Below are 24,063 nucleotides of genomic sequence, written 5' to 3' on the forward strand. Positions count from 1 at the left end.
GCTTCGTCGCGTGTGGCGGTGGTCCTGGGCGACACCGATCCGGAGTGCCCGGCGGGCGGCGGTTGTGGGAGCATAGCGTCATGACGGAACAGCAGCCGGCCAGCCCCTTCGACCCCGTTCCCGGTACCGTGCACGACGCCCCGGGCAGCGCTCAGGGGGGTACCGCGGGCGACGGCCAGACGGACGGCCAGACGGAGGGCGCCCCGGGCGGGCGCCCCACATCCCTCGCGGAGCTCGTGGACCAACCCGCGAAGGTCATGCGCATCGGCACCATGCTCAAGCAACTGCTCGAGGAGGTCCGCTCCGCGCCGCTCGACGACGCCGGCCGCACCCTGCTCGCCTCCATCCACGAGCGTTCGGTCAAGGAGCTCGAGGACGGCCTCGCTCCCGAACTGGTCGAGGAGCTGCACCGCATCAACCTGCCCTTCGGTGACGACTCCGTACCGACCGATGCCGAACTGCGCGTCGCGCAGGCCCAGCTCGTCGGCTGGCTCGAAGGCCTGTTCCACGGGATCCAGGCGGCGCTCGCTGCGCAGCAGATGGCCAACCAGCAGCTGGCCGCGCGGCTCCAGCTCCGCCAGCTCCCTCCTGGCACAGTGATCGCCCCCGGCGTCGTCATCGGTGAGGACGGCGAACCACGGCGCACCCCGCCCGCACGTCATGCCCAGGCAGCCCCGGCGGACAGCCACGGGCCCGGGCAGTACCTGTAACGCCTAGGTGGCATTCTTCGCGGCGGCGCGGCAGGGACGGAAGGACGACGCCGAGCTGGGTACAGGGGTGTGGCGGCGGGCGCACGACCGTTTCCGGCGGGGGCTCGACCGGTACCACCAGATCCTCGAGGGCATCGAGGACGACGACGTCTACAACGAACTCGTGGTCGTCGCCAACGACCTCGGCGACATGCTGCCCCGCGTGCGGGCGATCTGCGTGAGCGCCCAGGCGTCCTCACCGAGCAACGGGCTCGACATCCCCGGCGCTCTCATGCAGGTACACCGGGCGCTGTCCCGCGCGGGCAACACCCTCGCGACGACGGCGGAGGCGGCCGCGATGACGAGGCTCGACGGCGAGCGGTGGGGCATCGCATCCTCGGGGTTGGACAACGTGCGGCGCCGGGCTCAGCTGGTCGCCGACGACGTCGAGGAGGCGGAGCGCTCCATGCCGGGTGCCCGGTAGGACGGCAGTAGGGAGGACGGCTCAGGAGGACACGCTCAGTAGTACAACAGCGTGCTCGCCGGAGCGACCGCGATGTCCCAGACCCCGAATTCCCGCCCGCCGCACATGCCTCGCTCGCCGGTCGGGACCGCACGGATGAACGGCGTCGGCCGGCCCGAGTCCACGTAGGGGTAGCCGCGCTCGTTCAGGACGGTCAGCACGCGCCGGTCCGGAGGGTCGCCGGCACCGGTCCGGAGGGACGACACCCGCTGGTACGCCGAGAAGCCGTCGGGCCAGCGGATGAGGGCCGCGCGGGAGTTGAACTCGAACCAGACGCAGGCCTCCCCGTCCCGAGCGCTCCCGTGGAAGGTGCCGAGCTGGTGCGCCGGCAGGTTCTGCGCGTCCCGGCCCGGTGGCGGCCGCATGCCGATGATGGCGTCCGGGTCCAGGGACCCCGGCGCCTCACCACTGGTCGCCAGCCGAAGTTCCTCGACCGGCAGCGTCCGGATGGCCTCGCGCAGTTCATTCGGCAGGGGAACGGGATCGCCGGTGACCGTCGTGGCCTCCGGGGACCGGCGGTCGACCAGTGTCAGCACCGAGCCGTTCCCCTCGATCGGGGCGAGGTCGCCGTCGGCGTTCCGCACGAGGAACATCAGCTGGTGGGGCGGGAAGATGTCGCGGGTGTGGGGGCGTTCGAGGGAGCTCCGCCCGGTCATGTCCAGGGTGAGGACGTCCCGCGCCGCCTCGCCCTTCACGACCTGCACCACGGACGCGTGGCGAAGGATCCGTATCCGGCCATTGATCAGCGTGGGCTCCACGCGGGACTGCACCACGACGGCGACGACGTCGGCGAGGGCGAACAGGCGTGCCGTCTCCTGGGCGGGGCCGGGGGCCGGGTGCGGGACCAGAGCCAGGGCGATCGCGGCGAGCGTGAGGAGGCAGGAGCCGCCGACGATCGCCGGGCTCCTCCGGGTCCGCGTCGCGCGCCTGCCGCCGGGTGGGAAGGCCGGATCCGAATCCCCGCAGGGTTGCAGCGGCGTGCGGGCATCGGCGGTGAGGCCGTCGATCGACGCGGCAGCGAGCGGGGTGCTGAAGGCGATATCCTCCGCCGTCACGGCGCGGGCCGGGTCGGCGGCGGAGAGGACGGCGGCGAAGGCCTCCACCGAGGCCGGTTCCGGGAACAGCAGCCGTGCACAGGCGGCTTCGACGACGGGGAGCAGGCCGGCCTCCTGCTGCGAGGCACGTGCGGCCTCCCCGGCACTGAGGCCGTCCCAGTGACAGAGCAGGAGGAGTTCACGCTCGCCGGGGGACAGCGATGCCAGGGCGTACTGCAGGTCCGGGACGCCCTGGACGCGAGGAGGAAGCGCCGGCGGCAGGTACCGTTCGAGGGCTGCGTGCGCCGTCGCCAGCACCGGAAGGCGCCCCGGGATGCCGTCGGAGGCCCCAGCGCAGGGATCAGGTGTCGCGGGGCTTCCGGCGTCCAGCGCCTCGACCGCCTCGAGCGCCACCTCCGAGGCGAGTCGCGTGGACAGCGAGCGCCGGTAGGCGTACCGGTAGGCGTCGTCGTGGAGGGCCGCCCGTACCCTGTCTTCCGTTGCCTGCATATCCCGCCGCCAGCCGACATCCGACCTGCGCGCTCGGGTTCTGTCGGACCAGATGCTCCGCAGGCTGATAGTTGTCAGGGGGAACAGAAATAAATGGGAGCCGCCGCTGGTTCCCGCCTGTATGACTACTTCACCAAATCTTACGCTCAACGACGGCCACGAGATCCCGCAGCTCGGCTACGGAGTGTGGCAGGTCGAGGACACCGTCGCCGAGGATGTCGTGGGCCGGGCCTTCAAGGCGGGGTACCGCCACATCGACACCGCCAGGATCTACGGCAACGAAGCCGGTGTCGGCCGGGCCATCGCCGCTTCGGGCCTGGGCGCCGACGAGATGTTCATCACCACCAAGCTGTGGAACGCGGACCAGGGCTACGACAGCACCCTCAGGGCGTTCGACGAGTCGATGGAACGCCTCGGACTCGAGACCCTCGACCTCTACCTCATCCACTGGCTGCAGCCCAAGCAGGGCAAGTACCTCGACACGTGGAAGGCCTTTATCGAACTGCAGAAGCAGGGGCGCGTGAAGAGCATCGGTGTCTCCAACTTCACCGTCGAGGCACTGAACGAGATCATCGACGGGACCGGCGTGGTTCCCGTGATCAACCAGGTCGAGACCCACCCGTACCTGAACCAGTCCGAGCTCCGGGCCTTCGAGGCCGAGAAGGGCATCCTGCACGAGTCCTGGTCACCCCTCGGCTCGGGCAAGGGACTGCTCGACGACGCCGTGCTGCAGGAGATCGCCCGCAAGCGGAATGCCACTCCCGCGCAGGTCGTCCTCGCCTGGCACCTTGCGCTCGGCAATGTCGTGATCCCGAAGTCGGTCACCGAGTCCCGCATCGTCGAGAACTGGGAGTCCCTCGACGTGACGCTCGAGGACGAGGACATCGAGGCCATCAACGGACTCGACAAGGGCCCCGCGGGACGCATCGGCGCCGACCCTGCGACGTCCGACTTCGCCTAGCCCCATCCCTGGCAGATCACGACTGCCGACCGAAGGAGCCGCCCGGCACTGCCGGGCGGCTCCTTCGTGTCCGGGAAGGGTCTGCGTGGGCCCGGGGCTAACAGACTCTCCGCACACTGGCGAGGGGTCCGGGTACCCGGAATTCCCCGTTGCCCATCGAAATCAGCGCGACTAGCCTGTCCCCACCTGTTCGGACACCCTGCGGCGAGTACCTCCGGGTGCCCGCCGCATCCGTCGTGCCGGGAATCAGGGCATGGAAAAGCCCCGGCGGGGTACCGTCCGGGGCTTCGGTGGAGCCTCCTGCCAGAGTCGAACTGGCGACCTTCTCATTACGAGTGAGACGCTCTACCGACTGAGCTAAGGAGGCAATGCTTCCTGGTCCGGGCGATGCCCGGGGCCGATCCACAAGCCACAACTTTATAGGAGGTTCCGGCCCGGGGTCAAAATGGGTGCGTCCCGGGCGCCGGCGGGACGTGCCGGGCGGTCAGCAGCGCGCCCCGTCCTCCGGGACCGTTCCGTCGGTGAAGTAGGAATCGACGATGTCCAGGATGCAGTCGTTGGACCGGCCGTATGCGGTGTGTCCTTCGCCCTCCCACGTGACGTGCACGCCGGACTCGAGCTGCTCCGCGAGCGCGGTGGACCACTCGTAGGGGGTTGCAGGATCGCCCGTGGTGCCGATGACGAGGATCGGGTCCGCGCCTTCCGCCCGCAGGGGGGCCGGCCCGAGGACCGGCGGGTACTTCCACGGTGCACAGGTCAGACCGCCGTAGGCCAGGAACCGGCCGAACGTGGGCGACGCGGCGACGAGCTCCCGCTCGTCCGCCCGCATCTGGTCCGGGTCGCTGGTCATCGGGTAGTCGAGGCAGTTCACGGCGAGGAAGGCCGCCGACGAGTTGGTCGCATAGGTGCCGTCCGGCTCGCGCTCGGCTGAGAGGTCGGCGAGGAACAGCATGCTGGAGGCGTCACCGTCCAGTGCCGAGCTGACCGCCTGCGTCAGGGTGGGCCAGTTCCCGTTGTCGTAGAGCGGCAGGATGAAGCCCTGGACAAAGGTGAAGATCGGCACGAGGCGGCCGTCCTCGGCCTTCATCGGCTGCCGCTCCACGGCGGCGAACAGGTCCTGGATCTGGCGCACGCCGTCGTCGACCGTTCCCGGATAGGGGCACTCTGCGCCCTGCTGGCAATCGGCGACGTACGCGCGCACGGCCTTCTCGAAGCCGACTGCCTGACCGAGCGTGACGTCCTCGCTGCTGAGCGACGGATCGATCGCGCCGTCGAGGACGAGGCGTCCCACCCGATCGGGGAACAGGTCGGCGTAGGTCGCGCCGAGCTGGGTCCCGTAGGAGAAGCCGAGATAGTTCAGCTTCTCGTCGCTGACGACCGCCCGCAGGATGTCCATGTCGCGTGCCGCCGACTCGGTGTCCACGAACCCGAGGAGTTCCCCCGTGCGCTGGGCGCACAGGTCCGCGTACTCCTTCGCGTCCGCCGCCATGAGCGCCAGGAGCTCGTCGTCCGTCGCGTCGGCCGGGTAGCTCTCCTGTCGCGCCGCATCGGCCTCCGCGTCGGTGTAGCACTTCACGGCGCTGGACCGGTTGACCCCCCGGGGATCGAACCCGAGGATGTCGTAGTCCTCGCGCAGCCGGTCGCTGGCGACGTAGTCCAGTGAATCCTTCACGATGTTGACGCCGGACCCTCCGGGCCCTCCCGGGTTGACCAGGATGGTGCCCTGGGCCTCGCCCGTGGCGTCGGACCGGATGGCGGCGATGTCGATGCTGCTGCGGCCCGGGTCGCTGTAGTCCAGCGGTACCTCGACCGTGGCGCAGGAGAAGGACCCCTCGCACCACTCCCACTGCACCTCCTGCGTGTAGAAGCCGCGGAGGTCCTCGTCGATCTCGCCGATCGCGGCGGGTTCTGCTGTCTCCACGCCGGAGACGGGGGACTCCGCCCGGTTCTCGGGGGCGAACAGCGAGCACCCGGACACGCCGAGCACGACGGCGGCGGCCGCCAGGACCCCGGCGGCACGACGGCGGGGTGTCCTGCCGGGAGGGGCGAGTCGGTGGAGCGGCCCGAGGGTCATCGGTCGAGGTCCTTCCGGGAGAGGAGGCTCACGGTCATCGCTTCGATCGCGAGGAGCGGGGACACGTTGGTGCTGACGAGTCTCGTGCGGACTTCGTTGATGGCCTCGAGCCGCAGGAGGGTGTCCTCCGCGCTCTCCCGGCGGGCGAACTCCTCGAGCTCGGGCCGCAGGGGCTCGTTGACCAGCGACTGCCCGCTGGACACCTGCAGCATGAGCACGTCCCGGTAGAAGGAGATGAGGTCGGTCAGGGCGCGGTCGAAGTAGTCGTTCTTGGACCGCTTGGCCCGCCGCGTCTGGTCCTCCTCGAGGCGCTTGATCTGCGCCCGCATGGACGGCGGGAGGGTGCCGGTCTCCGGAGCGCCGAGGGTTGCGAGCAGGGCGGCCCGCTCCTCGGCGTCGCGCTGCTCGAAGGAACTCTGCGCTTCCGCCTCGGCCAGCTTCACCAGGTCCGCCGCCGCGCGCATGGCACCCGCCACGGAGCGCAACGTCAGCGGCAGCCGGACGATCTGGTTGCGCCGTTCCCGCGCGCCCTCATCGGTGGCAAGCCTCTTCGCCACCCCGATGTGGCTCTGGGCCGCACGCGCGGCCGCTTCCGCCGTCGCGGGGTCGATGCCGTCGCGGGCCACGAGCAGGTCCGCGACATCCTGGACGGGCGGCAGCCGGAGGCCCACCGACCGGCAGCGGGACCGGATGGTGACGAGCACGTCGCCCGGGCTGGGGGCGCAGAGCAGCCAGATGGTCCGCGGCGGCGGCTCCTCGATGGCCTTGAGCAGCACATTGGTGCTGCGCTCCTGCATGCGGTCGGCGTCCTCGACGATGATGATGCGCCAGCGCCCCGTCGAGGGCTTGTCCTGTGCCTTGCGGACGAGTTCACGGGCCTCGTCGATGCTGATGGTCACCTTCTCCGTGGTGACGTTGGTGAGGTCGGCGTGCGTGCCGGAGAGGACGGTGTGGCAGGCCTTGCAGGTGCCGCAGCCGCGCTCGCCGAGCTCCTCGCGCTCGCAGAGGAGCGCCGCGGCGAAGGCGCGGGCCGCGTTGGAGCGCCCGGAGCCCGGCGGGCCGGTGAAGAGCCAGGCATGGGTGGGGGCACCGGACTGGGTGGCGCGGCGCAGCTGCTCCACGACCTGCTCCTGCCCGCGCAGCTCCGCCCACACGCCCGTCGCGGGAAGGCCGTGCGCCACAACGCTCATGCGGTGACCCGGGGCAGGGCGTCGAGGATGGCGCGGTGGAGCTCCTCGGGTGGAGCGGACGCGGCCAGCACGAGGTAGCGTCCCGGCTCCTGGCGCGCGAGGTCCAGAAAGGCGGACCGGATACTGGCGTGGAAGCCGTCGGGCTCGGACTCGAGGCGGTCCTCCGGGGCGGCACCCACGGTGCGGCGGCTGCGGCCCTCCGCCGGGTCGACGTCGAGCAGCACGGTGAGGTCGGGGCGGAGGCCGTCGGTGGCCCAGAGGTTCACGTCGAGGACGGCCTGCGGTCCGAGCCCGCGGCCCGCTCCCTGGTACGCGACGGAGGAATCGATGTAGCGGTCGCACACCACGACCTCGCCGCGCTGCAGGGCGGGAACGATCACCTGGTGGACGTGCGCCGCACGCGAGGCCGCGAACATCAGGGCTTCGGTCCGGGCATCGATATCGCCGTGCCCGTGCTCGAGCACGAGCGAGCGCAGCGTCTCCCCGATCGGGGTGCCGCCGGGCTCGCGCGTGCGCACCACGGTGCGGCCGGTGTCCTCGAGAGCGCGGCACAGCAGTGCCGCCTGCGTGGACTTGCCGGCACCGTCGCCGCCCTCGAGTGCGAGAAAGAGCCCAGGAAGCCCGTGCGGGAGGGGAAAGGTCACGGGCCCAGCCTACCGAGTGGTGGCGACCTTTCCCGGTAACACTTGCAGGGGCCGTCCGGCCCCGCACTAGGCTCGTGCCATGGAACTTGAGCGCTCCGCCCTCGCCCCGGACACCCTCACCGTCGCCGCAGGACGTCCTCCCCGCGAGCACGATGCGCCCGTCAACCCACCCCTCATCCTCTCGACGACGTACCACGAGACCCGCGCACCGGAGGCAGGCGACCGTATCTACGCGCGCGGCTCCAACCCCACGTGGGACCCGTTCGAGGAGGCACTCGGCGCCCTCGAGGGCGCCGACCTGCCGGCGCTCGTCTTCGGGTCGGGACTCGGCGCGGCCGCAGCCGCACTGTCCCTCGTGCCCACCGGCGGTGCGGTCGTCATGCCGCGCCACGCCTATGCCGGATCGATCAGCCTCGCCGCCGACCTCGCCGCCCAGGGCCGCTTCGAACTGCGCATCGTGGACATCGCGGACACCCCGGCCGTCCTCGCGGAACTCGACGCGCTCGCCGCCCGGTTCGACGCCGGCTCGGTGATGCTGTGGCTCGAGAGCCCCACCAATCCGATGCTCGAGGTCGCCGAGCTGTCCGTCCTGACCGACGCCGCCCATGCGACCGGCGCCGTCGTCGTCGCGGACAACACCTTCAACACGCCCATCGTCCACCGGCCGCTCGAAGCCGGGGTCGACGTCGTGCTCCACTCGGTCACCAAGTGGCTCGCCGGCCACTCCGACGTCGTCCTCGGGGCGCTGATCACCTCGGACGCGGCGCTCCGCGACCGGCTCCTGGCACACCGGACCCTGCACGGCGCCATCGCGGGCCCGTTCGAGGTGTGGCTCGCCCTGCGCGGACTGCGCACCCTCGCCCTGCGCATGGAACGGAGTCAGGGGACCGCGGCCTCGCTGGCACTGCGGCTCGCGGACCACCCCGCCGTCCGCCGCGTGCGCTACCCGGGCCTCCCCACGGACCCGGGGCACGAGCGCGCCGCCGCGCAGTTCAACGGCTTCGGTGGCATCGTCAGCATCGAGCTCGACGACGTCGCCACGGCCGACGCCCTCGTCGCCGCCGTCCGCCTGTGGCTGCCGGCCACGTCGCTCGGCGGAGTGGAATCGCTGATCGAACGACGGCGGCGGCAGCCCGCCGAACCGGTCACGGTACCGGAGGCCCTCGTGCGCCTGTCCGTCGGCATCGAGAACCCCGAGGACCTGTGGGCGGACCTCGACTCCGCGCTGCGCGTCGCGGCCGGCCCGCGCGACGGCGGGCTCTGACCTCCCGGAAGCGCGGATAGGCCCGTTCGCGCTGGTCGACATCGCCGGTGCGCGGCCGCAGGCAGGGCCGCTAAGCTGGGTCCGTGGCTCTCGTCTTCGAAATCCAGCGTTACCTGTACCTCGTGCTCGGCCTGATCGCCCTGGGCATCGAGGTATGGGCCTTCTCCGACTGCCTGCGCCGTCCCGGGACGGCCTTCGAAGCCGCCTTCAAGCGCACCAAGGGTTTCTGGCTCGCCCTCACCGGCGGTGCCGTCGTTGTCGGCCTGCTGTCCGCACTCAGCGGTCGGGGCGGCTTCAACCTCTTCCAGCTCGTCGCCATCGTGGCGGCGTGCGTGTACCTCGCGGACGTGAAGCCGGCCGTCAGCCAGACCTCGGGCCGCGGCGGGAGCTACGGCCCCTACGGTCCCTGGTAGGACCCTAGCCGGGCCTCACGGCCTCCCACGCCACGGTGATCTCCCCGAGGCGCCAGCGTGATGCGCCGTCCAGCAGCGGCCAGCCAGCCGCCTTCAGGGCGCCGCACATCGCCACCCACCGCTGCCGATGGCCGAAGGACGCGAGCGCTGCGGCGTCGAGCCAGGCCCGGTCCAGGGCCCGAAGGTAGGCGTGGACCGGCTCGCCCTCCACGTTGCGGTGGATCAGTGCCTTGGGCAGCCGTTCCGCCACGTCGGAGGGGACGGTGAACGCCCCGAACCGCAGCGAGATGCTCAGCGACACAGGTCCGCCGGTGTCCAGGGCAGCCCAGGTGGACCGCCGCCCGATCTCGTCGCACGTCCCGTCGACGAACAGCCCGTCGGGTGCAAGCCGGGAGCGGACCTCGTCCCAGTACGCCGCGTACTCGTCCTCGCCGTACTGACGCAGCACGTTGAACGCGCGCACGAAGACCGGCAGCCGGCCATCCAGCGGAAGCTCGAAGCCGCCCTGACGGAACGTGAGCCCGGGCCGGGCGAGGGGTTCGGCCGCGGCCACGCGCGCCGGGTCGATCTCGATGCCGACCACCTCGACGTCGTCCCGCACGGACCGCAGGCGGGTGAACAGTTCGACGGCGGTGACCGGAGCCGCGCCGTACCCAAGGTCGACCACGAGCGGATCGGCGGCCCGGCGGAGCCGGTGCCCCTGCGGGCCGGCGAGCCAGCGGTCCACCCGGCGGAGCCGGTTCGGGTTGGTGGTGCCGCGGGTGATGGTCCCGAGCGGCTTCGGGGGACGGGGACGCGGGGGCACCCATCAAGGCTAGGGCACGCGCCCGACCGCACTGCCGACGGCCCCGCTTAACACTGGCGGACCAGGGGCGGGCCGGAATGACCGGCGCAGCGCGATACGGCAGACTAGGAGCCATGACCTACACACTGATCCTGCTGCGCCACGGGCAGAGCGAATGGAACGAGAAGAACCTCTTCACCGGCTGGGTGGACGTCGCCCTCACGGAGAAGGGCCGCGAGGAAGCCACCCGCGGCGGCCATCTCCTGACCGAGGCCGGCATCCTTCCCGACATCGTCTACACGTCCCGGCAGAAGCGCGCCATCATCACCGCGAATCTCGCGCTGGAGGCCGCCGACCGCAGCTGGATCGACGTCAAGCGCAACTGGCGCCTCAACGAGCGCCACTACGGCGCGCTGCAGGGCAAGGACAAGGCACAGACCCTCGCTGAGTACGGCGAGCAGCAGTTCATGGAATGGCGCCGGTCCTACGACACCCCGCCGCCGCCCCTCGACGACGCCAGCGAGTACTCGCAGGCCAACGACCCGCGCTACGCGGACCTCGGCGACGACGTCCCGCGCACCGAGTGCCTCAAGGACGTCCTCGACCGCTTCCTGCCGTACTGGGAGTCGGACATCACCGCGGACATCAGGGCCGGCAGGACCGTGCTGATCGCCGCCCACGGCAACTCCCTCCGCGCCCTCGTGAAGCACCTCGACGGGATCAGCGACAAGGACATCGCGGCGCTGAACATCCCCACCGGCATCCCGCTCGTGTACGAGCTCGACGAGGACCTCAAGCCCGTCAAGGCCGGCGGTACCTACCTCGACGCCGAGGCGGCAGCCGCCGCCATCGAGGCCGTGGCGAACCAGGGCAAGCACTAGCCCTTCCGCGTCGGAGCACGGACGAACAGGAACGGCGGCGGCCCCCGAGGGGACCGCCGCCGTTCCGATCCTGCGGGCCCGCAGGCCCGGCAGCGGTCAGTTCAGCGGAGCGCTGGGCTGCCACTCGCCGGTGACGAGGTACGCCACCTTGCGGGCCACCGAGACGCCGTGGTCCGCGAAGCGCTCGTAGTAGCGGCTGGCGAGGGTGACGTCGACGGTCGTCGGCGCGGTCTCGTTCCAGTCCTCCGCGGCGACGGCCCTGAAGACACTGGCGTGCAGTTCGTTCACGCGGATGTTCGCGGTGTCGATCTCGTTGCTCAGCTCGAGGTTCCGGGTCTCCAGGAGTTCGGTGACCTTCGCGGCGATCTGCACGTCGAGGTCGGCGAGTTCGTCGAACGTGGGTCGGATGCTCTCCGGGATCACGTTCGCGGGGTACCGCAGGCGCGCGAGCTGCGCCACGTGCCGGGCCAGGTCGCCCATGCGCTCGAGCGACGCGCTCATCCTCAGCGCACCCACGATCATGCGGAGGTCGGAGGCCACGGGCCCCTGGAGGGCGAGGATGTCGATCGCCCGCTCGTCGAGGGAGTTCTGCAGGAAGTCGATCCGCGCGTCGGCGGCGATGACCTCCTGCGCGAGCTCGGTGTCGGCACCCTGGAAAGCGCTGTTGGCTTTCTGGATGGCCTCGGACACCAGCTGCGAGATCTCGATCAACTCCTCGCCGATCTGGTGTAGCTCGGCCTGAAAAACCTTGCGCACGTGGGCGTCCTTCCCTGGAAGTATCGGTTCAACCGTTGTCACAGTTCTGCCGACGAGCATTCCAGCCAGCGGTGAACTGTTTCCCCGCTTTACGTGAACGTTAGTTGAACCCCTTACCTATTGCCACCGGAGGGGCCCGGGCCCGAAATCGCAGAGCATAAGCTAGGTCCGTGGACCCCCTTCTCCTGACGCTCGTGGCCGGGCTGGTAGGCCTGGCCCTCGGCGTGGGCGGCATGGCAGCCTTCCGTGCGAGCGAGGCGCAGCGGCTCCGGCTCCGCTACGAGGACGAACCCTCCCTGCCCGACGGCGCCGCCGAGGTGCTCTCGATCATCGGGCGCGCCTACGTCATCGTGGACGCGATCGACGGCGTCGTGCGGGCGAGTCCCGCCGCCTACGCCTTCGGCCTCGTCCGCGGGCACACCGTGGTCCACTCCGAACTGCTCGACCTCACGGCACGCGTCCGGCGCGACGGCGTCATCGAGCAGGAACAGCTCGAGCTCCCCCGCGGCCCCTTTGGACAGGGGTCCATCGTGGTGCAGGTCCGTGTCGCCGCCCTCGGCACCGAATACATCCTGATCCTCGCCGACGATCGCACGGAGATCACCCGTAGCGAGGAGATCCGCAACGACTTCGTCGCCAACGTGTCCCACGAGCTGAAGACACCGGTGGGCGCGATCTCCCTCCTCGCGGAGGCCATCGACGACGCCGCCGAGGACGAGGTGGCCGTGCGCCGCTTCGCCCAGCGCATGCACAAGGAGTCCGGCCGCCTGTCCGCCCTCGTCCAGGACATCATCGAGCTCTCCCGCCTGCAGGGCGCCGACGTCGTGCGCCGGGGGAAGCCCGTGGACATCAACTCGGTCATCGTCGAGGCCGTGGACCGCAACAAGCTGCCCGCCGAGAGCAAGCAGATCGACATCGTCGTCGGCGGCTCGGTCTCCCTGCCCGTGTACGGCGATCACGATCTCCTGATGACGGCCTTCCGCAACCTCATCGACAACGCCATCCGCTACTCGCCGGAGGGTACCCGCGTCGGCGTGGGCGTCCGGTCCCGGGACGGCCTCGTCCAGGTCTCCGTCACCGACCAGGGCCCGGGGATCACGCCCGAGGAACAGGAACGCATCTTCGAACGGTTCTACCGCATCGACGCCGCGCGGTCCCGCCAGACCGGCGGCACCGGCCTGGGCCTCAGCATCGTCAAGCACGTCGTGTCCAACCACGGCGGCGAGGTGACGGTGTGGTCGCAGGCCGGCCAGGGAAGCACCTTCACCGTCCGCCTGCCCGAGATGGAGAGCGCCCCCGAGGACGGCGCAACGGGGTCGACAGGGCAGCAGTCCGACCGGAAGACCGTCAAGAGGGGCAGCACCGCTGTCCAGGAGCAGGGAGTCAAGGCGTGAGCCGCATTCTGATCGTCGAGGACGAGGAGTCGTTCAGCGACCCGCTGTCCTACCTCCTCGGCAAGGAAGGCTTCGAGGTGTCCGTGGTGGACAACGGCCTCGACGCCGTCACCGAGTTCGACCGCGCGGGCGCGGACCTCGTGCTGCTGGACCTCCAGCTTCCGGGACTGTCCGGCACGGAGGTCTGCCGCCAGCTGCGCCAGCGCTCCAACGTCCCGGTCATCATGCTCACCGCGAAGGACGCCGAGATCGACAAGGTGGTGGGGCTGGAGCTCGGTGCCGACGACTACGTCACCAAGCCGTACTCGTCGCGCGAGCTCGTGGCCCGCGTCCGGGCGGTGCTCCGGCGCCAGGGCGAACCCGAGGAGCTCGTCTCCACCACCGTCCAGGCCGGGCCTGTCCGGATGGACATCGAACGCCATGTGGTGAGTGTCGACGGCGAGCAGGTAGCCCTCCCGCTCAAGGAGTTCGAGCTGCTGGAGATGCTGCTCAGGAACTCGGGCAGGGTCCTGACGCGCGGTCAGCTGATCGACCGCGTCTGGGGGTCGGACTACGTGGGGGACACGAAGACCCTCGACGTGCACGTCAAGCGGTTGCGCAGCAAGCTGGAGCCGGACCCCTCGAACCCCCGCTACCTCATCACGGTCCGCGGCCTCGGCTACAAGTACGAGCCCTGAGCCGCCCCCGCACCCGGCGCTCCCCTCGGGAGACAGGAATGCCCGCCTCCGATCGATCGGAGGCGGGCATGTCCATCGGTGGAGGTGCTGGCGGGCCTAGCCCTCGTGCGCTCCCTCGGCGGCTTCCTCGGTCGCGGCGGGCTCGCTCGGCCGCGGGGTGTAGCCGCCGGGCACGTACTCGCGGTATTCCTCCAGCGTCCCGTCGAGCACCGGTACCTCGAAGGTCGCCTCGTCGCCCTGGACCGTGAAGTCGACGTCGATCAGCGAGCCCGGGGTGTCGGGAAGTCCCTCGAGCGTGGCGTCGTCCGTCGTCTCGTCCTCGAACGTGAACTCGCCCTGGCCCTCGATCGTGACGCTGGTGGCTGCGCCGCCGGCCTGGATGGAGAGGTCGACCGGCTCGTCGCTCGTGTTGAACACGGTGCCCACCAGGCGGCCCGTGGTCTCGTCGTCGCGACCGACCACCAGGACGTTGCGCAGCTGCACCGGCCCGAGGTCCTTCACGATGCCGTCCGACGCGGCGTACCGCGTCGTCGTCGACTGCTCCGCGGTGAAGCTGCAGCCGGAGACACCCAGCATCAGCAGCACGGCGCCGGCAGCAACGGCCTGCTGCGCTCGGTTCTTCGGTGCACAATTCACAGCACAAACTCCTGGGGTTCAACAGGCGGGACAAGGGTGTGATCCGGTGCGGACCTACCCAACAGACTATCGGCAATGCCGCGGAACCGTGGTGTTGGTTTCGTCGGCCCGGGAGCGGGCGGATCACCAAAAGCTCTCGCCGTCAAGAGGCGAATGATAGCCAATTGAGCTTGATTCGGCCCTCTGACCTGCGAAAACGCATCGTCGGGCGTGTCGTTGCCGTGATAAACTGATTGACGGGAAAGGGGAAAGTCCACATGGTTTTTGAGGTCGGCGAAACAGTTGTTTACCCTCACCACGGCGCAGCGAAGATCGAAGAGATCAAGATGCGCGTCATCAAGGGCGAAGAGAAGATGTATCTCAAGCTCAAGGTGGCACAGGGTGATCTGACGATAGAAGTACCAGCAGAGAACGTTGACCTCGTAGGGGTTCGTGACGTAGTCGGCAAGGAGGGCCTCGAGCACGTGTTCGACGTCCTGCGGGCCGAATTCACGGAAGAGCCCACGAACTGGTCGCGCCGCTACAAGGCGAACCTCGAGAAGCTCGCCTCGGGCGATGTCATCAAGGTCGCAGAAGTGGTCCGCGACCTCTGGCGCCGCGACCACGACCGCGGCCTGTCGGCCGGTGAGAAGAGGATGCTCGCGAAAGCCCGGCAGATCCTGATCTCCGAGCTCGCCCTGGCCGAGAAGACCGACGAAGAGAAGGCCGCAAGCGTTCTCGACGAGGTCCTCGCCTCCTAGGAGACGGGCACGACGCGAAAGAGGGACCCCCGGGTCCCTCTTTTTTGTTGCCCTGTCATAGGGTGACGGAGTGTCCGAGAAGAATTCGCAGTCCGTCCGAGCCGAGGTCGGCGTCGTCCTGGTCGCCGCCGGATCCGGACAGCGGCTCGGGCAGGGCATTCCGAAGGCGCGCGTGCTGTGCGGTGGGCGGACCCTCCTCGAGCACTCGCTGGAGTCCGTCGTCGCGTCGGGTATCGCGGCGTCCGTGGTCGTGGTCCTCCCCGCAGGCGACGCCGTGCTGTCCGCCGTCGTCGACCAGGCAGGTGCCGCAGGCGTTCGGACGGTGCGGATCACGGCGGTGGCCGGCGGGGCGACCCGGGCCGCCTCCGTCCGTGCGGGCCTCGACGCGCTGCCTTCGTCGGCCGCCGTCGTCCTGGTCCACGACGCCGCCCGTGCGCTCACCCCGCCTGCGGTCTTCCAGCGCGTCGTCGCCGCCGTCGGTGCAGGGGCGCCCGCGGTCATCCCGGTGCTGCCCGTGGTGGACACGGTGAAGGTCGTGACGGGCGACGTCGTCACGGCGACGCCCGACCGCGCCGTCCTGCGCGCCGTGCAGACCCCCCAGGGGTTCGACGCCCGCGCACTGCGGGCAGCTCATGCGAGTGCCACGGCATCCGATCCCGGCATCACGGACGATGCCATGCTCCTGGAGGCCCAGGGCGCCACGGTGCGCGTCGTCGAGGGGGACGCCCTCGCCTTCAAGGTCACCACGCCCCTGGACCTCGTCGTCGCCGAGGCGGTCCTCGCCGCCCGGCAGGCCGGGGCGCACCCCGGAACCCCGCCCGGGACATAGCCCGGGATACAGCCCCCGCCACGCAGCCCTCGGCATCCCCACGCCCCCACTCCCACCGCCGACCAGCAGGAGCAGCCGTGTACCTCAGTGACCACCTCCACCTTCCCCGCACCGGGATCGGCGTGGACGTCCACGCCTACGCACCCGACGGGGATCCCGCACCGCTGTGGCTCGCGGGCCTGCTGTGGGAGGGGGAGCGCGGGCTGTCGGGCCACTCCGACGGCGACGCCGTCGCGCATGCGGCAGCCGATGCGCTGTTCTCCGCTGCGGGCGTGGGAGACCTCGGTACGCACTTCGGCACCGCCCGGCCCGAGTACGCCGGCGCCTCAGGCTCCACCCTGCTGTCGTCGGCCGCCGCGATCGTGCGGGACGCCGGATTCGACATCGGCAACATCGCGGTCCAGCTCATCGGCAACCGCCCGAAGTTCGCGCCCCGCCGCGCCGAGGCGGAGGCAGTCCTGTCCGACGCCGCGCAGGCACCGGTCAGCATCTCGGCCACCACCACCGACGGACTCGGGCTCACCGGCCGGGGGGAGGGTGTCGCAGCGATCGCGACCGCCGTCGTCGTGCGGTCCTCGTCCCCGGCGACGCCCGCACTGCCGGAAGGCTGACGGAACCCGCCGGGTAATCTGGAGCGGTGAGCCTGCGATTCTATGACACCGCCCGCGCCGAGGTGCGCCCCTTCGAGCCACTGGAACCGGGCAGGGCGAGCCTCTACTACTGCGGCGCCACCGTGCAGGGCATGCCGCACGTCGGGCACGTGCGGTCCGCGATCGCCTTCGACCAGCTGACCCGCTGGCTGGAGGCGCGGGGCCTGCGCGTCACCGTCGTCCGCAACGTGACGGACATCGACGACAAGATCCTCGCCAAGTCCTCCGACTCGTTCCGCGAGGGTGCCGCCGAGCGTGACCCGTCGGTGGTGCCGGAGGAGCAGTGGTGGGCCCTGGCCTATCGGTTCGAGCAGGAGTTCCAGCGCGCCTACACCACCCTCGGCGTCCGCCCGCCCACCTACGAGCCCCGGGCCACCGGCCACATCCCCGAGATGCACGCCCTCATCCAGCTCCTGATCGACCGCGGCCATGCGTACCCGGCGCTGGACGACTCGGGGGACGTCTACTTCGACGTGCGGTCCTGGCCCGCCTACGGCAGCCTGACCCGGCAGGACATCGACGACATGCAGGCCGCGCCCGACGCCGACCCCCGGGGCAAGAAGGATCCGCGCGACTTCGCGCTGTGGAAGGGGTCGAAGGACACGGACCCGGCCACGGCATCGTGGACCAGCCCCTGGGGCGCCGGTCGTCCGGGCTGGCACCTCGAATGCTCCAGCATGGTCACCAAGTACCTCGGCACCGAGTTCGACATCCACGGCGGGGGCCTGGACCTGCGGTTCCCCCACCACGAGAACGAGATGGCCCAGTCCCAGGCTGCGGGACATGCCTTTGCGCGATTCTGGATGCACAACGGCATGGTGACGTACGGCGGCGAGAAGATGTCGAAGTCGATCGGCAACACCGTGAGCCCGCAGGAGATGATCGACGCCGCCGGCCCCCGGGTGGTGCGCTACTACCTCGGGCAGGCCCACTACCGGTCGGTGCTCGACTACCGGGAGACGTCGCTGCAGGAAGCGGGCGCCGCCGTGTCGCGGATCGACGGGTTCATCGCCAAGGCCTCCGCCCGTCTCGCGGGACTTTCCTCCGCCCTCGGACCGGCGGGCGCGGCCGACCTGCCGCAGGCCTTCGCCGAGGCGATGGATGACGACCTCAACGTGCCGCAGGCCCTCGCGGTGCTCCACACCACGGTGCGCAGCGGCAACACGGCCCTCGCGGCGGGCGATGACGATGCCGTCCGCAGCAGCCTCGCCGCCGTCCTCGCGATGACCGCTGTCCTCGGGCTCGACGACGCCGGGGATCCGGTGGCCACGGCGAGCGCGGCGGAAGCGGGAGTCGGAAAGGCGCTCGACGCGCTCATCGGAGACCGGCTGGCCGAACGCAGCGAGGCCCGGAGCGCCCGGGACTGGGCGAGGGCGGACGCGATCCGCGACGCCCTCGCCGCCGCCGGAATCACCATCGAGGACTCTGCGGAGGGCGCGCGCTGGGCACTCTCCGGCGACTAGCACGCCGGGCGCCTGCCCCGCTCCGTCCGCCCGTGGCGCCGGTATTCCGGCCGTTGCCGAGAGACGGCATCGGCTCCGCGTAAACTGGGTGAGATTCTTCTTCTATATAAAGGTGTTCTTCCATGGCCAGTCACGGACGTCCAGGCGCGGTTCGCAAAACGAAAAAGGGCCCCACCATCGGCACCGGCGGACACGGACGCAAGTCGCTCGAGGGCAAGGGCCCCACTCCCAAGGCGGAGGACCGCCCGTACCACAAGGCGTTCAAGAACAAGGAGCTGTCGGAGCGCTCGGCCGCCAAGCGTGCCGGCGGCAAGAGCGCCGGGACGGGCCGCACCAAGGGCAAGGCCGCCGAAGAGGTCGTCACCGGGCGCAACTCCGTCGTCGAGGCTCTCCGCGCGGGTATCCCGGCCAAGGCCCTCCACGTCGCCATCCGCATCGAGATGGACGACCGCGTGCGCGAGTCGCTGAAGATGGCCGCCGAGCGCGGCATCCCCGTGATGGAGACCGGCAAGCCGGAGCTGGACCGCATGACGGACGGTGCCGTGCACCAGGGCCTCATGCTGCAGATCCCACCCTACGAGTACGCCGACGCGCTGGACCTCGTCGACGAGACGATCGACCGGTACAAGCGGGGACACATCGGGAACGCGCCGCTCTTCGTGGCCCTCGACGGCATCACCGACCCCCGCAACCTCGGGGCCATCATCCGTTCGGCGTCCGCGTTCAGCAGCCACGGCGTCATCGTGCCGGAGCGCCGCTCGGTCGGAGTGACGGCGTCGGCCTGGAAGACCAGCGCCGGTGCGGCCGTCCGCGTCCCCGTCGCGCGCGTCGGCAACCTCAACTCGGCGCTGAAGTCCTTCAAGGACAAGGGGATCTTCGTCCTCGGGCTCGACGGCGACGGCGACGTCTCGCTCCCCGCGCTGTCCCTCGGGCGCGACCCGATCTGCATCGTCGTCGGTTCGGAGGGCAAGGGCCTCTCCCGGCTCGTGCGCGAGAACTGCGACCAGATCGTCTCCATCCCCATCGACTCCGCCATGGAATCGCTCAACGCGTCGATGGCGGTGGGAATCACGCTGTACGAGGTGTCCCGCCAGCGGTCGGCGTGACACAGCCCGCGCAGGCGCTGCCGCCCGACTCCCGCGAGTTCCCGCTCGGGCTCCACGCCACGAAGGGGACCTGGATCCGGGACGCGCACGCCAACGCCGCCGTCTGGGCTCCCGCGATCGACTCCATGGACGTCCACTGGCAGCGGGCCGATGGTTCGTGGATCTCCGAGACACTGGTAGGGCTCGACGGCGGCGTGCACCATGGCGTCGTGGGGCCCATCGCGCCGGGTGCCCTCTACGCGTTCTGGCCGACGGGCAGGGAACTCCCGGGCACGGTCGGGGAGGTACAACTGCTCCTGGATCCGTACGCGAGGGCAGTGGAGACCATCGACACCGCCTCCGGGACCGACGAGCCGCCCTCGCGCGCCTACTACTCCGTCTTCCTCCAGCATGTGTTCGACTGGGGGACGAGCGAGCGCCCGTTCACGCCCTGGCGCGACACCGTCATCTACGAGGCCCATGTGAAGGGCCTGACGAAACTCCATCCCGACGTGCCGGAGGACCTCCGCGGCACCTACGCGGGACTGGGACACCCGGCCATGATCGCGTACCTCCGGGAGCTCGGGATCACCGCCGTCGAACTCCTGCCCATCCACTTCTCGATCGATGAGCCGCACCTCGAGCCCCTCGGACTCACCAACTACTGGGGCTACAACACCCTCGGATTCTTCTCGGCGCACACCGGCTACGCCACGGCGGCAGCACAGGCGGCAGGACCGGCGGCCGTGCTCGACGAGTTCAAGGGCATGGTCCGCGCACTCCACGAAGCGGGCCTCGAGGTTCTCCTCGACGTCGTGTACAACCACACAGCGGAGGGCCCGCAGGGCCGTCCTGCCCTGTGCTGGCGCGGGCTGGGGGACAGGGACTACTACCGGCACGACGACGCAGGCCGGTACATCGACACCACCGGCTGCGGCAACAGCCTGGACTTCTCGCAGCCGAGGGTCGTGGAGTTCGCGCTTGATTCGCTGCGGTATTGGGTCGAGGAATGCCAGATCGACGGGTTCCGCTTCGACCTCGCGGTCACCCTCGCACGGGACGAGCACAACACCTTCACGCCGCGGCACCCCTTCCTCGTCGCCGCCGGCGCCTCCAAGGCGCTGCGCGGGACCAAGCTCCTCGCGGAGCCCTGGGATCTCGGGCCAGATGGCTGGCAGACAGGGCGGTTCCCGGTCGGTTGGGCGGACTGGAACGACGGCTTCCGGGACACGGTCCGCGACTTCTGGCTGCGGGACGTGGAGTCGATCGCGGCCGGCGGCACGGGGTCCTCACCTGCGCGGCTGGCCGGCAGCCTCGCCGGGTCGGCAGAGACATTCGCCGCGTCCGGACGGAGCCCGCTGGCCTCGATCAACCTGGTCACGGCCCACGACGGCTTCACGCTCGCCGACCTCACGGCGTACGAGCGGAAGCACAATGAAGCCAATGGCGAGAGCAACCGGGACGGCTCCAACGACAACCACAGCTACAACCACGGCGCTGAGGGGCGCACCGAGGACGAGGTCATCCTCGGTGCGCGCGAGAAGAGCGCCCGCAACCTCATGGCATCGCTGCTGATCTCGCTCGGTGTTCCGATGATCACGGCGGGGGACGAGTTCGGCAGGACACAGCACGGCAACAACAATGTGTACTGCCAGGACAATGAACTCGCCTGGATGCACTGGCCCCATGATGCATCGTCCCGGCGCATGCTGGACGCGACGCGCACGCTGCTGTCCATCCGCCGGGACTTCCTTGCGGGGCAGCCCGCCACGTTCCCGTCCCGCGGAGAGCAGTCGATGCTGCTCTGGTTCAATGCCGCCGGGCTCCCGATGACAGCCCACGAGTGGAACGATCCAGGCACGCGGACCGTCCAGCTGCTCCTCGGTTCCACGGGCGGGACGATCAACGGACTCGTCGTGATCAATGGCTCACCCCGCGAGGCGCGCATCCATCTCCCGTCGGCCTGGATCCTGCAGGGGCAGGGCGTCGAGGGGGAGCAGCCACGCCGGTTCAGCCAGACCTTCGACTCGGCCGGTCGCGAGCCGTCGGAGGGTGCCCGGTTGCGGTCGGGCGACGCCGACACCGTAGCGGGTGTCTCGGTCCGTATCTACCGCTGCTGACCCGCACGCGGTCGGTACGCATGAAGCCCGGGACCGCACGGACCCGGGCTTCATGCGTATCCGCCGCCCCCGCCGGGGGCGGCGGACGATCAGGCGTTGACGACGAGCCCGAGCTCGGCCTTCGTCGCGAGGGTCGCATGCTTCGGCAGCACCCGCACCGTGTAGCCGAAGGACCCGGAGTGGTCGATGCGGATGCCGCCTGTGAAGAGGTAGCGCCCGCTGCCGAGGTTCTCGGCGACGTCCAGGTCCTCGACCGTGACGTCGCTCAGCTCGTCGCTGTCGAGGGCCCGGCCGTACGCCACCTCGACCGAGACGTCGTCGGGGTTCAGCCCGCCGAGCGCCACGTAGGCGTTGACCGTGAGCGAGTCGCCGATCTGCGGGTCCTCCGAGACGCCCATGGAGTCGACGTGTTCCACCTGGACGGCGGGCCAGCTGCCCTGGACGCGTGAACGCCACGCGGCGGTCCTCTTCGCGAGCGCGAAGGAGTCGGCCGTGGCAGCCTGTCCGGAGCGCCAAGCCGGACGGTACAGCTTCTCGACGTAGTCCTGCAGCATGCGCTCCGCCGACACGGCGGGGCCGAGGGTCGCCATCGTGTGCTTGATCATGGCGATCCACTGGTGCGGGACCCCGTCGCGGGAGGGCTCCGACGGGCCGGCGGCTCCAGCTCCCTCCGCAGGCACCAGCGAGTAGAAGCGCGGGCCCACTTGGGTCTCGAGGAGGTCGTACAGCGCCGCCGCCTCAATGTCGTCGCGCTCGTCGGCCGAGGCGCCGTTGTTGGCGGTCGGGATCGCCCAGCCGTTGTCGCCGTCGTACATCTCGTCCCACCAGCCGTCGAGGACGGACAGGTTCAGGCCACCGTTGATGGCGGCCTTCATCCCGGACGTGCCGCACGCCTCGAGCGGTCGCAGCGGATTGTTCAGCCAGACGTCGCAGCCGGGGAAGAGCGTGCGGGCCATGGCGATGTCGTAGTTGGGCAGGAAGACGATGCGGTGGCGCACCTCGGGGTCGTCCGTGAAGCGGACGAGGTCCTGGATCATGCGCTTGCCCTGCTCATCGGCCGGGTGCGACTTGCCGGCGATCACGAGCTGGATCGGGTGCTCCGGGTGCAGGAGCAGCGCCTTGAGGCGGGCAGGGTTGCGCAGCATGAGCGTCAGCCGCTTGTAGGTCGGCACGCGGCGGGCGAAGCCGATGGTGAGGACGTCCGGGTCCAGCACCGAGTCCGTCCAGGCCAGCTCGGCGTCGGCGGCGCCGCGCTTCTTCCAGGAGGCACGCAGGCGCTGGCGCACGTCGTCGACCAGGTTGGAGCGCAGGCTCCGGCGCAGGGCCCAGATGTCCTTGTCCGGGACGTCGTAGACCTTGCTCCACTGGGGATCGAGGACCGATTCGGCCCCGAAGTTGGCGAGGGCGAAGTCGGCGATCTGCGGGTCGACCCAGCTCGGGACGTGCACACCGTTGGTGACGGAGGTGATCGGGACCTCGCGCGTGTCGAATCCCGGCCAGAGACCGGAGAACATGCCGCGCGAGACCTCGCCGTGCAGCTTCGCCACGCCGTTGGCGCGCTGTGCGAGGCGCAGGCCCATCACCGCCATGTTGAACTTCGACGGATCGCCGTCGGCGTAGTTCTCGGCACCGAGGGCCAGGACGCGGTCCGTGGGCACGGACGGCGCCAGGCCGGCGTGGAAGAAGTGCTCGATCTGGGACCGGTCGAAGCGGTCGATGCCCGCCGGGACCGGCGTGTGCGTGGTGAACACCGTCGACGCGCGGCCTGCCGCGAGCGCCTCCTCCCAGCTCATGGGTGACTCGTTCGAGGGGTCCATCAGTTCACGGATGCGCTCGATGCCGAGGAAGCCTGCGTGGCCCTCGTTGGTGTGGAACACCTCGGGAGCGGGCGTGCCGGTGAGCCGCTCGAAGATGCGGAGTGCCTTGACGCCGCCCATGCCGAGGAGGAGTTCCTGCTGCAGGCGCTGGTCCCCGCCGCCGCCGTAGAGGCGGTCCGTGACGTTGCGGGCCGCCTCGTCGTTCTCGGAGACGTTGGAGTCGAGGAGCAGGAGGGGGACACGGCCGACGTCGGCGCGCCAGATGTGCGCGGACAGCTGCCGGCCGTTCGGCAGGGGCAGCACCACCTTCGCGGCGGAGCCGTCCTCCTCGCGGAGCAGGGTCAGCGGCAGGCCGTCGGGGTCGAGGACGGGATAGGTCTCCTGCTGCCAGGCATCACGGGAGAGGGACTGCTTGAAGTAGCCGGCCTGGTAGAGCAGGCCGACGCCGATGAGGGGCACACCGAGGTCGGAAGCGGACTTCAGGTGGTCGCCGGCCAGGATGCCCAGGCCGCCCGAGTACTGGGGGAGGACGGCGCTGATGCCGTACTCGGGAGAGAAGTAGGCGATGCTGCGGGGGGCGTCGTCGCCGAGTCCCTGGTACCAGCGCGGTGCCGTCAGGTAGTCGTCGAGGTCCGCGCCGAGCTCCTGGATGCGCTGCACCAGCTTCTCGTCGGCGGCGAGCTGGTGCAGTTTCTCCCGGGTGACGGAGCCGAGGAAGGACACGGGATCGTGGTCGCTCTCCTCCCAGGCGGCGCGGTCGATCTCCTCGAAGAGACGCCAGGTCGGCAGGTGCCACGACCAGCGCAGGTTTCCCGCCAGTTTGCCGAGGGGCGCGATGTTCTCGGGGAGGACGGTTCGGACAGTAAATCTGCGGATTGCCTTCACCCCGGTTACGCTAGCGCACTTGCCCCGTTGCACGGGAGGGCACA

Annotated in this window: 22 protein-coding genes and 1 tRNA gene; 14 read left to right on the forward strand and 9 right to left on the reverse strand. The window is 70.2% G+C overall.

Annotated features, from left to right (window positions below):
- The first annotated feature begins 80 nt into the window (after positions 1-80).
- Positions 81-710, forward strand: a complete 630-nt coding sequence (locus ACX80I_RS15235) for a bacterial proteasome activator family protein (protein WP_459345949.1) — start codon at positions 81-83, stop codon at positions 708-710.
- Between the two features lie 7 nt (positions 711-717).
- Positions 718-1,173: a hypothetical protein gene (locus tag ACX80I_RS15240; RefSeq protein ID WP_459345950.1), complete on the forward strand. Its 456-nt coding sequence runs from the start codon at positions 718-720 to the stop codon at positions 1,171-1,173.
- Positions 1,174-1,208: 35 nt separating this feature from the next.
- Here the strand turns inward: ACX80I_RS15240 and ACX80I_RS15245 are convergent, their stop codons facing one another.
- Positions 1,209-2,756 carry a hypothetical protein gene (locus ACX80I_RS15245; protein WP_459345951.1) on the reverse strand — a complete coding sequence of 516 codons (1,548 nt, stop codon included), beginning with the start codon at positions 2,754-2,756 and terminating at the stop codon, positions 1,209-1,211.
- A gap of 121 nt (positions 2,757-2,877) precedes the next feature.
- On the opposite strand from ACX80I_RS15245, the gene ACX80I_RS15250 reads away from it, so the two are divergent.
- Positions 2,878-3,717, forward strand: coding sequence for an aldo/keto reductase (locus ACX80I_RS15250; RefSeq protein ID WP_459345952.1), 840 nt, complete (start codon positions 2,878-2,880; stop codon positions 3,715-3,717).
- Between the two features lie 291 nt (positions 3,718-4,008).
- Here the strand turns inward: ACX80I_RS15250 and ACX80I_RS15255 are convergent.
- From ACX80I_RS15255 to tmk, 4 genes are all read right to left on the reverse strand, one after another.
- Positions 4,009-4,084 (reverse strand) — tRNA-Thr (locus tag ACX80I_RS15255).
- A gap of 117 nt (positions 4,085-4,201) precedes the next feature.
- A complete protein-coding gene (locus ACX80I_RS15260) occupies positions 4,202-5,791 on the reverse strand; it encodes an alpha/beta hydrolase (RefSeq protein WP_459345953.1) in 1,590 nt (529 codons plus the stop codon).
- Positions 5,788-6,981 (reverse strand): DNA polymerase III subunit delta', encoded by a 1,194-nt coding sequence (locus tag ACX80I_RS15265; protein WP_459345954.1) that lies wholly within the window; start codon positions 6,979-6,981, stop codon positions 5,788-5,790. Before ACX80I_RS15265 ends, ACX80I_RS15260 begins: the two co-directional genes overlap by 4 nt.
- Entirely contained in the window at positions 6,978-7,625 is a 648-nt protein-coding gene (tmk, locus tag ACX80I_RS15270; protein ID WP_459345955.1) for a dTMP kinase, read from the reverse strand. The genes ACX80I_RS15265 and tmk overlap by 4 nt, the downstream gene beginning before the upstream one ends.
- A gap of 79 nt (positions 7,626-7,704) precedes the next feature.
- Between tmk and ACX80I_RS15275 the strand changes: the two genes are divergently transcribed.
- Together ACX80I_RS15275 and ACX80I_RS15280 are read left to right on the forward strand one after the other, a co-directional pair.
- Entirely contained in the window at positions 7,705-8,889 is a 1,185-nt protein-coding gene (locus ACX80I_RS15275) for a trans-sulfuration enzyme family protein (protein WP_459345956.1), read from the forward strand.
- 83 nt (positions 8,890-8,972) lie between these two features.
- The gene (locus tag ACX80I_RS15280; RefSeq protein ID WP_459345957.1) at positions 8,973-9,302 is read left to right on the forward strand and encodes a DUF2516 family protein; all 330 of its coding nucleotides are present in this window, start codon (positions 8,973-8,975) and stop codon (positions 9,300-9,302) included.
- Between the two features lie 4 nt (positions 9,303-9,306).
- On the opposite strand, the gene ACX80I_RS15285 is transcribed toward ACX80I_RS15280, so the two are convergent.
- The gene (locus ACX80I_RS15285; RefSeq protein WP_459345958.1) at positions 9,307-10,107 is read right to left on the reverse strand and encodes a class I SAM-dependent methyltransferase; all 801 of its coding nucleotides are present in this window, start codon (positions 10,105-10,107) and stop codon (positions 9,307-9,309) included.
- Positions 10,108-10,220: 113 nt separating this feature from the next.
- Between ACX80I_RS15285 and ACX80I_RS15290 the strand changes: the two genes are divergently transcribed.
- Positions 10,221-10,967, forward strand: coding sequence for a phosphoglyceromutase (locus ACX80I_RS15290; RefSeq protein WP_459345959.1), 747 nt, complete (start codon positions 10,221-10,223; stop codon positions 10,965-10,967).
- Positions 10,968-11,063: 96 nt separating this feature from the next.
- Here the strand turns inward: ACX80I_RS15290 and phoU are convergent, their stop codons facing one another.
- Entirely contained in the window at positions 11,064-11,723 is a 660-nt protein-coding gene (gene phoU, locus ACX80I_RS15295; RefSeq protein ID WP_459345960.1) for a phosphate signaling complex protein PhoU, read from the reverse strand.
- 170 nt (positions 11,724-11,893) lie between these two features.
- On the opposite strand from phoU, the gene ACX80I_RS15300 reads away from it, so the two are divergent.
- Positions 11,894-13,117 carry a sensor histidine kinase gene (locus ACX80I_RS15300; protein ID WP_459345961.1) on the forward strand — a complete coding sequence of 408 codons (1,224 nt, stop codon included), beginning with the start codon at positions 11,894-11,896 and terminating at the stop codon, positions 13,115-13,117.
- The gene (locus tag ACX80I_RS15305) at positions 13,114-13,794 is read left to right on the forward strand and encodes a winged helix-turn-helix domain-containing protein (RefSeq protein ID WP_459345962.1); all 681 of its coding nucleotides are present in this window, start codon (positions 13,114-13,116) and stop codon (positions 13,792-13,794) included. Before ACX80I_RS15300 ends, ACX80I_RS15305 begins: the two co-directional genes overlap by 4 nt.
- Positions 13,795-13,890: 96 nt before the next feature.
- Here ACX80I_RS15305 and ACX80I_RS15310 read toward each other — a convergent pair whose 3' ends face one another.
- Positions 13,891-14,430, reverse strand: a complete 540-nt coding sequence (locus ACX80I_RS15310; protein WP_459345963.1) for a hypothetical protein — start codon at positions 14,428-14,430, stop codon at positions 13,891-13,893.
- A gap of 257 nt (positions 14,431-14,687) precedes the next feature.
- On the opposite strand from ACX80I_RS15310, the gene ACX80I_RS15315 reads away from it, so the two are divergent.
- The 6 genes from ACX80I_RS15315 to glgX all read left to right on the forward strand — a co-directional run bounded on the left by ACX80I_RS15315 (position 14,688) and on the right by glgX (position 21,317).
- A complete protein-coding gene (locus tag ACX80I_RS15315) occupies positions 14,688-15,170 on the forward strand; it encodes a CarD family transcriptional regulator (RefSeq protein WP_028280415.1) in 483 nt (160 codons plus the stop codon).
- A gap of 70 nt (positions 15,171-15,240) precedes the next feature.
- Complete coding sequence (ispD, locus tag ACX80I_RS15320) at positions 15,241-15,999, forward strand: 2-C-methyl-D-erythritol 4-phosphate cytidylyltransferase (RefSeq protein WP_459345964.1); 759 nt, start codon at positions 15,241-15,243, stop codon at positions 15,997-15,999.
- Between the two features lie 77 nt (positions 16,000-16,076).
- Positions 16,077-16,610, forward strand: coding sequence for a 2-C-methyl-D-erythritol 2,4-cyclodiphosphate synthase (ispF, locus tag ACX80I_RS15325; RefSeq protein WP_459345965.1), 534 nt, complete (start codon positions 16,077-16,079; stop codon positions 16,608-16,610).
- 26 nt (positions 16,611-16,636) lie between these two features.
- On the forward strand, positions 16,637-18,112 hold the full coding sequence (gene cysS / locus ACX80I_RS15330; RefSeq protein ID WP_459345966.1) for a cysteine--tRNA ligase: 1,476 nt from the start codon (positions 16,637-16,639) through the stop codon (positions 18,110-18,112).
- A 122-nt stretch (positions 18,113-18,234) separates the two neighbouring features.
- Positions 18,235-19,218, forward strand: coding sequence for a 23S rRNA (guanosine(2251)-2'-O)-methyltransferase RlmB (rlmB, locus tag ACX80I_RS15335; RefSeq protein WP_301223959.1), 984 nt, complete (start codon positions 18,235-18,237; stop codon positions 19,216-19,218).
- Positions 19,215-21,317, forward strand: coding sequence for a glycogen debranching protein GlgX (glgX, locus tag ACX80I_RS15340; RefSeq protein WP_459345967.1), 2,103 nt, complete (start codon positions 19,215-19,217; stop codon positions 21,315-21,317). Before rlmB ends, glgX begins: the two co-directional genes overlap by 4 nt.
- 89 nt (positions 21,318-21,406) lie before the next feature.
- Here the strand turns inward: glgX and glgP are convergent, their stop codons facing one another.
- Positions 21,407-24,019, reverse strand: coding sequence for an alpha-glucan family phosphorylase (glgP, locus tag ACX80I_RS15345; protein WP_459345968.1), 2,613 nt, complete (start codon positions 24,017-24,019; stop codon positions 21,407-21,409).
- Between the last annotated feature and the right edge of the window lie 44 nt (positions 24,020-24,063).

This window comes from Arthrobacter rhamnosi (assembly GCF_054510855.1).

Excerpts from the sequence above, each read along its gene's own strand:
- ACX80I_RS15245 (WP_459345951.1), bottom strand. The coding sequence starts at position 2,756 with ATGCAGGCAACGGAAGACAGGGTACGGGCGGCCCTCCACGACGACGCC.
- ACX80I_RS15275 (WP_459345956.1), top strand. The coding sequence starts at position 7,705 with ATGGAACTTGAGCGCTCCGCCCTCGCCCCGGACACCCTCACCGTCGCC.
- ACX80I_RS15260 (WP_459345953.1), bottom strand. The coding sequence starts at position 5,791 with ATGACCCTCGGGCCGCTCCACCGACTCGCCCCTCCCGGCAGGACACCC.
- ACX80I_RS15265 (WP_459345954.1), bottom strand. The coding sequence starts at position 6,981 with ATGAGCGTTGTGGCGCACGGCCTTCCCGCGACGGGCGTGTGGGCGGAG.
- ACX80I_RS15250 (WP_459345952.1), top strand. The coding sequence starts at position 2,878 with ATGACTACTTCACCAAATCTTACGCTCAACGACGGCCACGAGATCCCG.
- rlmB (WP_301223959.1), top strand. The coding sequence starts at position 18,235 with ATGGCCAGTCACGGACGTCCAGGCGCGGTTCGCAAAACGAAAAAGGGC.
- ACX80I_RS15290 (WP_459345959.1), top strand. The coding sequence starts at position 10,221 with ATGACCTACACACTGATCCTGCTGCGCCACGGGCAGAGCGAATGGAAC.
- ACX80I_RS15235 (WP_459345949.1), top strand. The coding sequence starts at position 81 with ATGACGGAACAGCAGCCGGCCAGCCCCTTCGACCCCGTTCCCGGTACC.
- ACX80I_RS15315 (WP_028280415.1), top strand. The coding sequence starts at position 14,688 with ATGGTTTTTGAGGTCGGCGAAACAGTTGTTTACCCTCACCACGGCGCA.